Genomic DNA, 10,838 nt, shown 5'->3' with positions numbered 1-10,838 from the left:
CCTACTATAGCAAATGGATTCTGGGGAAAGTGTATACAAGCGCACGTCAAATAGTACATTCCGGCAGCCGATTAGAGCTGATCCAAAACTTGCTGACAACATCGAAAACCATGGTTCATGCCTATCAACAGGTACCTAAAAGTGTTAAAGATAGAATGCTGAGGGAATATAAAGAACAAGAAAAAGCTAGGGCTGAAGCTGCTCTTAAAGCAGAAAAAGAAGCTAGAGCTAAAGCCCTTAAAGCGAAAAAAGAAGCTGCACCACCAGAGCTTACAGATGAAGAATATGAGAAAATTCAAAGAGATTATGTCTATTGGTCTTCATTAGAAAATCGCAGACCTGAAATTCCGCTAGGAAGCTACCGTGCTGAGGACGGGGTTGTTCGTACAGCGAATGGAAATCCAGATTTTAAATACTACGATGACTGGAAACAAAACTATCAAGGAGATTTTTTGATTCTATCTAATCAAGAGGGCATCACACCGGAAGAACAACGATGGATGAGCCATGCAAACATATTTGCAGAGCCAGTGCCACTTGACGGTCGAGGTGGTGAAGGTAGAGCCCTTAAAAATGAATTCTCCAAAATGAGTAAAGAAGGGGCACTTGAGAACGCTAGGCTCGCAAGAGAAAATGTGAGGAGAATCCAACAGCGAATAGATCAGAAGAGCATCACCACAAAAAATGCATCCGAACCTTTTAAGAATACACCAGAAACTGTACCTTCAAAACCTAAATGGTGGCACGCTGGATATGTGGATGACTTAACGGATTCGCAAATTATTCTTGGAGTTAAACAATCACCAAAAGGATTATCCACCCTTGGAAGTTCTACTCGTTCAGAGGCAATGAGCGCTGGTAAAGCATGGGTAGGTGAGAAGGCTGAAAGTATTATTGATAAAACAACAGGTGAAATTATAGGTTTTAAAAGTGCAGATGGAATGAGAGCTTTTAGAATTCAATTTAAGCCAGGAGAAAATATGGTAAGAGCAAACTTCCAAGAAAACACTATGATTAGGACAGAACGAAATTATAACGACTATAATAAGACATGGGCATCAAAGCAGATAAGAAATGTTCATATTGATATTCTAGAATAGGAGGATAATTAAATGCTTATAATAAAGGCCTTAACAAAGATGTATGAGGATTGGGGGGAAGATATAGACGACTTCTATATTACTTATAATGTAGATATCGGACCTGTTGAAATAAATGGAGCATCAGACATGTTTTCATTTGAACTAATAAGTCCTAAAAGGTTAGATAGGATGGCAGGTCAAAATGATATTATTATCGGGCATGGTCATTTTATAGCAAGAGACTTTAATGAAAACATACTTGAAGCAACATTAAATCGTATTATAAATAAGTGCACAGATGATGATATTAATAAGGCATACAAAAACCTATCTGCATATTTTCGTTGGGAGATGGATGAATAATTAAAACAATATTGCGTATATTTCTGTTCTAAGTAAAACCAAAATTAACAATATCACTGATTGGTTTTTCATACCATTCGGGGGGATTCTTTTTTTAATAGGGCTCGTTAATGTCGATTGGACTAAATATTTAAACTAATAACATATAACACATGACCATCCTTGTAGTTTTTATAATTTGTTAATATATACCTCAAAAGACGCTATTCTGCTACAATGAGCCTTGTTTTTCACGTAAAACAATGACTTGCCATCCCTCCCCATCAGAATTAACATACACACACTTCAACCACGGGAGGGAAATATGCGATGTTAAACTGGCCAGATTGGTTTCTGGAAGCATTACGCCAGAGATTTTATCAATTAGAACTCGCCAGTGAACAACAAGCTTCATGTTCATCTGAGGCAACAATCTATCCACTCAAATGAATCAATTCAAAACCAACCAAAACGAGGATATCCAATGTCTGCTATCCGAATGGGAAGAAGCCATAGGCTATCAGCTAAGTCAGGACAAACAGTCCATCTATATGGAAGGAGTTAAAGATGGGATTCGATTGATCCTTCTCATCATACAACCCACAAATATTCGTTAGCACATTGATCGTATTAGCCTATAGTTTCTCTAGCCCCTAAATTCATTTAACAATGATCTATTAATTTTCTATAATTTCATCTTGATTAGTTTAAGTGTACCTAAACATTAAACTTTCAAAAGCTTATTCCAACTTTAATCTATGAGTTGGGATAAGCTTTTTTTCTAAAGATCTAGCTGATTTATATATACATACAGTTAGCCCTATAACAGATTCCACAAAAATATTGTCGTGATCACGATCACGGTTTAGACTGTAAATTTAAGTTAAAATACAAACAATTTTAAATTTATTTTATCTAAAACCAAAGATACTCTGATGGATCACAAAGAAAAAACAAGGAAGTGTACAAAGATGAAAAGAACTGATTTACCTCTTGTCTATTCTTGTTCTGGATGTTCCTCCGCAGCACAAACCGCTAACATGATCGCTATACAAATGGATCGAGAAAAAGTCGCTGAAATGTCCTGCATAGCTGGTGTTGGTGGTGATGTCAAACCACTTGTCAGAACAGCAAAATCGGGACGTGACATCATTGCAATTGACGGCTGTCCCTTGTCCTGTTGCAAGAGTTGCTTAGCAAGACATGAAGTTCAACCCAAACACCATTTCCTGCTGTCTGACTTTGATGTACCCAAAATAATAGGAGAAGATCCTAACCCCGATCATTATAGGAATGCTTACACACAAATCTTAGAACAAATTGGACAATAATTCTTATCAAAATGAAGGTGTGTATCGAAAAATGGCTCACCTTTGTTTTAAGTGTTGGTACAGTATACAGTAAAAGTATAGCTGGCTCATATTATGTAACAATAACGTAAAATAGTTTGTACTGGTGGCTCCTAACACATCTTTAGGGGCCACCAGTATTTTTTTCTCCCAGTTGAATCATTGGATATAAAAATCCTCAAGAATTTGGAGCTCTAATTGGAGTCATTTTTTAAATCATTAAATAGCTCAGTTGCAACATCTGGCAAAGCGTTTTCGAACAATTTTCTTACAAGTACTATATATTTATTCTTGTATTAAATTATTTTCAGATAACTAAGGTTCCCCCCCTATATTACAATATCCCTCGTCTCCTTAGCTGTCTTGTAAAATTACTCGTCGTTACCATCCAAGCAACACAGCACTATATAGCTGCTTACCAGCCTTGAACTGGAGTACTATCTCATTCCCAACATCACGTTTCCTGCATTTGCACTGAACGGGGATTTTATAGCCCTCTTTGCCTTTGAGAATTACTTTGCGTAATAGCGAAGAGCCTAAAAACAAACATAATGATGAAATCGGTGAATATCACAATATGACAACAGATGTTATATTATACTTTGGTTGAAGTTAAACAAAGGAGATGGAGATGCTTATGATGAATCAAGAACCAAATCAGCAATTAGGTGAAATTATTGAGCAGTTCATACATTCATACATGGCAGAAAATAACAATATCCGCTCTCAAAAAGTAATCAACACTGCAGATGAGGATACCATAGCTCATTTACGGGAAATTGGTTTTCCCAAAAAAGGAAGACCGATAAAAGAAGTTGTCAATGAAATGAGGAAAAACGTCTATTCTTATCAAACGTTTATGCAACACCCTCGCTTTTTCGCATTGGTTCCTAGTCCAATGTCTCTTTACTCTTGGCTAGGAGATATCATGACCAGCGCTTATAATACCCACGCCGGAAGCTGGATGCTGAGTTCGAGCGCAAGCCTTCTAGAGGGGGAAGTAATCCGGTGGATGTGTGACCAAGCAGGATATCCCGATACGGCTGGAGGCTTATTTCTGTCCGGCGGATCGTTGTCCAATTTGACCGCTTTGGCAGCTGCACGCAATGCAAAGTTATCTGAGCAGGAATATGCCCTTGGAACTGCTTATGTTTCAGACCAAACTCATTCATCGGTCGCCAAAGGGTTACGCATTCTCGGATTCCGTGGTGATCAGATCAGAAAGATTCCAAGTGATAAAAATTTTCGTATGGATGTTTCAGCCTTAGAAAAAAAAGTAATGGATGATCAGGCAGCTGGCATGAAGCCTTTTGCCATCATTGCCACGGCAGGCACAACCAATACAGGAAGCATTGACCCGCTAAACGAAATTGCTGACCTATGTGAAAAACATAATATTTGGTTACATGTGGATGGAGCTTACGGTGCGTCAATTTTGGCTTCTTCGAAATATAAGTCCCTTTTGAGCGGAATATCGCGTTCAGATAGCATTACCTGGGATGCACATAAATGGTTAATGCAGACCTATTCCTGTAGCGTAGTTTTAGCCAAAGAAAATCAACAGCTCAGAGACTGCTTCAGCACACATCCAGAATATTTGAAAGATGCTGAGACTAATGAAGAACATATTAATTATTGGGATCTGGGCCCTGAATTAACGCGGCCTGCTCGAAGTTTGAAACTATGGGTGACACTGCAAGCTTTAGGAACTAATGCTGTCAGTGAAGCCATAGAGCATGGTGTTCAACTCGCAGAATGGGCTGAAGATGAAATCAAAAAACATAATCATTGGGAAATTGTATCCCCCGCACAGTTAGCGATTGTTAATTTTCGATATGCACCAACTGGATTATCTGAGCAAGAATTAGATTCGCTCAATAAAAGGATTTCCCAAGAAATGGTGACCAATGGATACGCTTCGGTGCTTACGACACAACTTAATGGAAAAACGGTTCTCCGAATCTGTGCAATTCACCCAGATACTACGGAACATGAAATCAGGAATACAATTCAGCTTTTATCGAACATAGCACGCTCATTGAATGAGAAAAAAGCTCTTTTATGATGTTAAATTATGAAAATGAAGTGCTACGCTTTCTGTAAATGAATAAAAATATTCAGCATCACACAAATAAGAGGGGCACGCCACCCCTCTTTGGCCCACTCTCTGTGAAGCAGGTCAAAATATATTTTTGAAATTTTATGTGTATGATGGCTAGTTTCTCAATCGTATTGTATTCGTTCTTCTTAGACAAAGGAAAACTCCCCTTCAAGTAGCAGTTTATTTATTAAACCTGTCTACTTGAAGGGGAGCATGTCAAAATCGGCAGCCTGTTCCGTAATTTATAATAGCGAGGTTACGAACTTCACCTCTGGAAAGCGGCTATCCGGTCCTTTCATTAAGATTCCGCCTTGATTTTTCAGATACATATCAAAGAAATCCAGCATGTAGGCATTGATAACGGAATTCGCTCTTTCGGGTGCAATCTGTCCTGTAATGCCCAGCATTTTAAAAATCGGAGAAATGAACTGTACGTCGGTAAAATTCAAATGCTCCGTATTTTCGATATAGAGGACTTGTCCCCCTTCGTCGACCGTTTCGCGCATCCGTTCAAGCTCCAACTTTTTATCTTCCGTTACTTGATCCTCCCACTCTCTTGTTGATCCCATACGCTTAAGCTCTGCATCCGTGTAGACCCGGTTATCCATCACCATTTTTAATTTTTCGAAATAGCTTTCCGAGTTGATGAACAAAAACGGCTTTCGCAGCCCCTCTCTGTCACGCAGTCGATAAAGCCCTCCATCAAAGTCTATTCCAACCGTGATTCGCGGATCGTAAGAAGCGTCATAGGCCGTTGCTCCACCGATGGAATGGCCGAACACCCCGACATGACCGAGATCAATCTTCCCTTTTAGATGACTTGGAATCTGCCCCGATTGGATGAGCTCGAGTTGGTCCAGCGTAAACGCCACATCACCGGTTAAAACTTTTCCCAACTTGTCACGATTTTCGCTTTCCTTCCGGTAATCATGGTCGGGTGAGAACAAGTCATCGGTTGTACTGGTCGTGATTCGACCGTCCGGAAACTCGGTTGCAAATGTATTGTAGGTGTGGTCGATCACTGCCACGATATATCCGTGACTCGCGAGATTTTCGGCTTGCGACGTGTGGAGGAACCTGGACGAGCCGTTGCCGGGATTCGCAAGGATCAGCGGGTATGAAGTCTGTACCGAAGAGACTTCGGCTCCCGAATAAGCATGACTGGATACGTACTTCAGGTGTTGAAACGTAAACCCGGGAAGCCCATAGTTCTCAGCCATATAACGTAAAATCTCGGGATCGGGAATAAATGGAGCGTACTTGCCGGTGCTAGCTTGAGTCGGATACCAGACCTGAACCATCAATTCCCTCTTGCCTGTCTCAGTTTTGCCAAATGTCTCCCCACGGCTTGGATCGATGAAATGAAAGACTTGTGTGCCTACCTTCAACTCGCCGGTTGGCGCCGGAAAGTTGAATACGGGAAACACATAGAGGAAGCACCCTGTTACGATTAGCCCAATCACGATAAAAAGGCGGCCTAGCATCCTACGGATTCGCGAGGCAGTCCGAACGACTTTCGGCGTTATGAAAACGTCTATGAGCGAAAGCGAAAGTATCAGGATCGTAAATCCGTATAAAAATAAAAGCTGAATCCTATATCCTTCGACAAGCAAATGTATCACTAAAAAAATGGAGCTTGCTCCACTTGTCAGGAGCAAAGCTGATCTTCGGATACGTTGATTGGTAATGAACAGGAGTGCCAACAAACAAGCGCTTGAAAAGAATAGCAGCATTTCAAAAAACCTCACGCCAACTCCCCCTTAACAAATAATCCTATCAATGGATTAGTATAGAGGAGCAACTAGGTTGATACCATTGATCTAGATGACAATTGCCTAACACTCTTGTAAGGTCGCGTGACGATGGCGCAGAAAACGGCATGTAATGTGCTGATTAATACGTTTTACCAAAAAGTGATCGCATGCATTTATTCTCCACTAAAGCTTTTGGCCCATTCAGCAACCCTACGACTGCTTTCTTCTTCGGACAAATCCTCGATCCTGGTCATAATAGACCATCTTACTCCACAAGGATCCAATATACTTGCGAATCGATCCCCTGAAACAAAGTTTGTAACGGGTTCCCTTACTTTCGCTCCTCTTGCTACTGCCTTTTCAATGATCTGATCCACATTCATAACGTAAATTCCGAAAGAATAACACGCATTATCTCCATCTGGCGGCAAAACCAATTGATATGTCGGATTCGCTGCTCCCAGCTGCAAAAAACCATTTCCAAAATCTAATTCCGCATGAACAATGATTGTATTGCCATTCTCATCAGGATATTCAGTAATGTCCTTAACCCTCGCATTGAAAACTGTTTTATAAAACTCTATCGCTTCCGAAGGATTCTTCACGGTAATAAACGGGGTAATAGATGTAAAGCCGTTGGGTATACCCTTACTTGTATATTTACCTGACACTCCCACATATTCTCTGCTTTCAGTCATTTTAACTCCTCCTTTAAATGATCTTAACAGTTCAATTTAATGCGCATACCTTCATTGGATGGAATTCATCAACTCATAGTAATATTTGGATGCACGTGTCTTATTTAGACTATACCAGGCTTCTAATGTTTTAGAAGAAAACACACCCAGAGCTTTCAAAACGTGTACGGTGAATTCCAACGGAGCTGTTCCAGATGCAGTGATTAGTTTTCCATCCGTTACAGCAGACTCCATTTTGTAATACTTTTCGCCCGTGTAGGTGGGACAGGTCATTTGGAGGTATTCCAGATCATTGCTTGTATGTGAACGTGAATTCAGCAATCCTGCCTGGGCAAGTCCGATAGTAGCGCCACAAATCGCTGCAACCCATATACCTTCCTCTAAACACCTCTCAACCATTTTTAAGATCGGTTGGTGAATGGTTTCTGTCCATGTATTTCCACCAGGTAAAATCAATGCATCTGTGCTCTTAATGCTGCACTCATCCAGTTTGATGTCAGGCAGGATTGTCAATCCACCCATGGTAGTGACAGGAGTCCTTTCCATTCCCACAGTAACTATTTTGGATGGGCCCAGCCCCTTTTTATAATATCTTCCTGAGTTCAGTTCGGCAGTTAAGTAACCGATTTCCCAGTCTGCCATGGTGTCAAATACATAAAGATATACCGTACTATTCATTCACAGGTTCTCCTTATTTTATAATTGATCAAGTGATACCAACCCTCAGTGATCCATGATTATCCTCATTATAAAAAAGCTTCACTGACATCTGCTGTCAGTGAAGCTTTTAACGTTGATAATATTCCATTAACTCCGACGCAACCGCAACAAGTTTTTCCTTCAAGCTCTGTGGTTCGATGATCTGAATGGATTTCCCGTAGGGTAGGAGTAAATAAGGGACATATGTATGAAGTGATTTTTCCTCAAGCAAAAAAAATGCTTGATTAGCGCTTCGCTCTTTCAGATGATGCCCCAAAAACCAATGCAGACATAAGTCATCCAATGCCTCTGATCTGCCTTCGATCATTAAAGAAATTAAACCGTCCTTGCCCACTAAATCAGGTAACAGATTTTGCATAAAAAATTCACGAGCTGAAAAAGCCTCAGGACGCTTAAATAGGATTGGAGTGCGTTTGATCTGTAAAATCCGTTCTGCCCGAAAGCTACGGATCTCATTTCTTAGGTGACAAAATGCAACAGTATACCATTTGTTGTTCCAGTAAACCATTCCATAGGGGTCTATCACTCTATTCTTGGGTTGTTCTTCATGGCTCGTGCGATAATCCATTTCGACAGAGAATTGGTTGGCTACAGCCTGCTCCAATTCTGCCAATATCGGCTGAAGAGAAGGATCTCCTATGCGATTTATCACTTCAAATCCGGCTAAATGACGGCTAAGTATACTTTCTTGCTCTTGATTCGAATACATTTTCAATTTTGAGGTCGCACTGCTTAATGCCTCACTTAAAGGAGATCCAGCTTCTTTTGCAAAAACAGCAGCATGAAGGAGTGCCTTTTTTTCCTCCATATCAAATAGTAAGGGTGCTCTAATAAAATTATTCAGCAAGCTATACCCGCCATGATGACCCGTGTCGGATATTATTGGCACTCCACTGGCGCATAGAGCGTCAATATACCGATAAACTGTTCTTATATTTATTTCTAACTTTTCGGATATTTGTTTCGCCGTCATTTTTACACCTGAATTCAGCATCCATAAAATGGCCAGCATATTATCGTTTTTTGGCATAACCTGCCCCCCCTCTCTCATTAAAGCTCAATCTTTTATAAATATCACTTTATACTCCCTCATACCACCTATTATATGCTTTTTTCCATCTTATACTTCCCTCTCATATCTTCTAATTCCAGATTTACACATAGTAAATACCATAATGAATGGGTCATTCTGTAAACTAACTCTCTCTTTTAACCGATAAATACATATGCTGGATTTATAATTCCTCTTTTTAAACACAACTACAGAAGGAGACACCTATGGAAAATATCGTGACATACGGTCATATCGAAATCATGCCTTATGAGTTCGTCCGCCTTCATGAACTTAAAATCTTAAAAACAGTCAATGACCATGCCCGAATGATCTGTACAGGCATCATCTCAGAGAAAAAGCGAGAGCTGTATGTACGTGCTTCTGACGAAGAAACCCAAGTCAAAGCTTTTGTTACAGACAAAAATGGCAATCGACAGCCCCTTTTTCGAGGCATTGCCTTGGATGTGGAGGAAAAAGTCGTCCACGGGGTCCATTACCTGACCGTCGAAGCCATCTCTCATACCTACGAGTTAGATATTAAGCGCCATCAACGCTCTTTCCAGAATCCTAACCTCACCTATACAGGACTGATTGAAAGTATTGTATCGGACTATTCCAAAGCAGAAGCGATGGATGTTGTGTCCCAAAAAAAAACCATCGGCACTTTTATCATGCAATATGATGAAACCGATTGGCAATTTCTGAAACGGATGGCCTCCCACTTTTACTCTCCGCTCATTCCTGCGGTGGGCTACGGAGTTCCCAAGTTTTATTTTGGCCTACCTATGGGACTCAGTAAGGGCGAAATACAATCTACCAATTATAAAGTCACCAAACGGGTCGCGGATTTTCAAACCGCCTCGGAGAACCATATCCCCGGCGTACGTGATGCGGATTTTATCCAGTATGAGGTCGAGACGGAGAAATTGCTGGAGCCTGGCTACGAAGTGACCTTTCAAGGTCATAAACTGATCGTAGCTGAGGTGCTAACGGAGATGAAGGACGGAGTACTGACCCATACAGCCAAGCTGTCACCACGAAGCGGTTTACGTCCGATCAAAGACTACAATCGCTCCATTATCGGCGCTTCCATTCAAGGCAAGGTACTGAGCGTTCGTCGGGACAAAGTACGCGCCCAGCTCGATATGGACGATCAGCAAGATCCAAACACGGATTACTGGTTTCCCTACTCTACCATTTATGCCTCTGCGGATAACACGGGCTGGTATTGCATGCCTGAAGATGGAGACAGCATCCGCATTTATTTTCCCAGTTATAAGGAAGAAGAGGGATATGCGATCAGCTCGGTTAAAAGAGAACCACAACCTTCCGGGGGAAAATCTACTACTTCTGGACATACCACAGCTTCTGCTTCGTCTGCTGGATCAAAGTCTTCTTCGTCACTGTCCGCGGCAGCTCCTGCGCCAGATCGAATGGCTGATCCTGCCATTAAGACGCTGCGAACCAAATACGGCAAAGAAATCATGCTCGCCCCAGATCAAATCGTTATTTCTGGCAATGGCATGTCCATTGTCATTAACGATAAAACGGGCATTGATATTGTAAGCGGAAAAAATGTGAGTATTAGCGCGGCTTCAGATATTGTAATGAGTTCCGGTAACATCCAGCTTTCCGCCGGAAAAATTGAGCTGTCTGGTAAAGGCAATACGATCACGTTGGATGACAAAACCACCTTCTCCGGCACGGAAATTAAGATGAACTAACGGAAGGTGAGAAC

Annotated in this window: 9 protein-coding genes and 1 pseudogene; 6 read left to right on the top strand and 4 right to left on the bottom strand. The window is 41.1% G+C overall.

The features are described from left to right. The 5 genes and pseudogenes from HFE01_RS18690 to HFE01_RS18670 all read left to right on the top strand — a co-directional run. A pseudogene (locus HFE01_RS18690) lies at nucleotides 1-1,100 on the top strand (contractile injection system protein, VgrG/Pvc8 family); the annotation flags it as partial. A 12-nt stretch (nucleotides 1,101-1,112) separates the two neighbouring features. Next, nucleotides 1,113-1,445: an Imm8 family immunity protein gene (locus HFE01_RS18685; RefSeq protein ID WP_016821877.1), complete on the top strand. Its 333-nt coding sequence runs from the start codon at nucleotides 1,113-1,115 to the stop codon at nucleotides 1,443-1,445. Between the two features lie 425 nt (nucleotides 1,446-1,870). Continuing rightward, the gene (locus HFE01_RS27380; RefSeq protein ID WP_167442865.1) at nucleotides 1,871-2,041 is read left to right on the top strand and encodes a hypothetical protein; all 171 of its coding nucleotides are present in this window, start codon (nucleotides 1,871-1,873) and stop codon (nucleotides 2,039-2,041) included. A 354-nt stretch (nucleotides 2,042-2,395) separates the two neighbouring features. After that, nucleotides 2,396-2,755 (top strand): putative zinc-binding protein, encoded by a 360-nt coding sequence (locus HFE01_RS18675; RefSeq protein WP_013311396.1) that lies wholly within the window; start codon nucleotides 2,396-2,398, stop codon nucleotides 2,753-2,755. 658 nt (nucleotides 2,756-3,413) lie between these two features. Continuing rightward, nucleotides 3,414-4,838: a pyridoxal phosphate-dependent decarboxylase family protein gene (locus HFE01_RS18670; RefSeq protein WP_243208217.1), complete on the top strand. Its 1,425-nt coding sequence runs from the start codon at nucleotides 3,414-3,416 to the stop codon at nucleotides 4,836-4,838. A 278-nt stretch (nucleotides 4,839-5,116) separates the two neighbouring features. Here the strand turns inward: HFE01_RS18670 and HFE01_RS18665 are convergent, their stop codons facing one another. The 4 genes from HFE01_RS18665 to HFE01_RS18650 form a co-directional block, all read right to left on the bottom strand. Continuing rightward, nucleotides 5,117-6,622, bottom strand: a complete 1,506-nt coding sequence (locus HFE01_RS18665) for an alpha/beta hydrolase family protein (RefSeq protein ID WP_107734650.1) — start codon at nucleotides 6,620-6,622, stop codon at nucleotides 5,117-5,119. 179 nt (nucleotides 6,623-6,801) lie between these two features. Further along, entirely contained in the window at nucleotides 6,802-7,326 is a 525-nt protein-coding gene (locus tag HFE01_RS18660; RefSeq protein WP_016821881.1) for a VOC family protein, read from the bottom strand. A 51-nt stretch (nucleotides 7,327-7,377) separates the two neighbouring features. Then, entirely contained in the window at nucleotides 7,378-8,004 is a 627-nt protein-coding gene (locus HFE01_RS18655; protein WP_107734648.1) for a type 1 glutamine amidotransferase family protein, read from the bottom strand. A 109-nt stretch (nucleotides 8,005-8,113) separates the two neighbouring features. Further along, entirely contained in the window at nucleotides 8,114-9,076 is a 963-nt protein-coding gene (locus tag HFE01_RS18650) for a helix-turn-helix transcriptional regulator (protein ID WP_107734646.1), read from the bottom strand. A 248-nt stretch (nucleotides 9,077-9,324) separates the two neighbouring features. Here HFE01_RS18650 and HFE01_RS18645 point away from each other — a divergent pair, with 248 nt between their 5' ends. After that, nucleotides 9,325-10,824 carry a hypothetical protein gene (locus tag HFE01_RS18645; RefSeq protein WP_044787569.1) on the top strand — a complete coding sequence of 500 codons (1,500 nt, stop codon included), beginning with the start codon at nucleotides 9,325-9,327 and terminating at the stop codon, nucleotides 10,822-10,824. The last annotated feature ends 14 nt before the right edge of the window (nucleotides 10,825-10,838 follow it).

The organism is Paenibacillus sp. EKM10P, assembly GCF_011800655.1.
Taxonomy (GTDB): Bacteria; Bacillota; Bacilli; order Paenibacillales; family Paenibacillaceae; genus Paenibacillus; species Paenibacillus polymyxa.
Note: the sequence above shows the minus strand (reverse complement) of the source record. Positions and strands in the feature narration are given on the sequence as shown.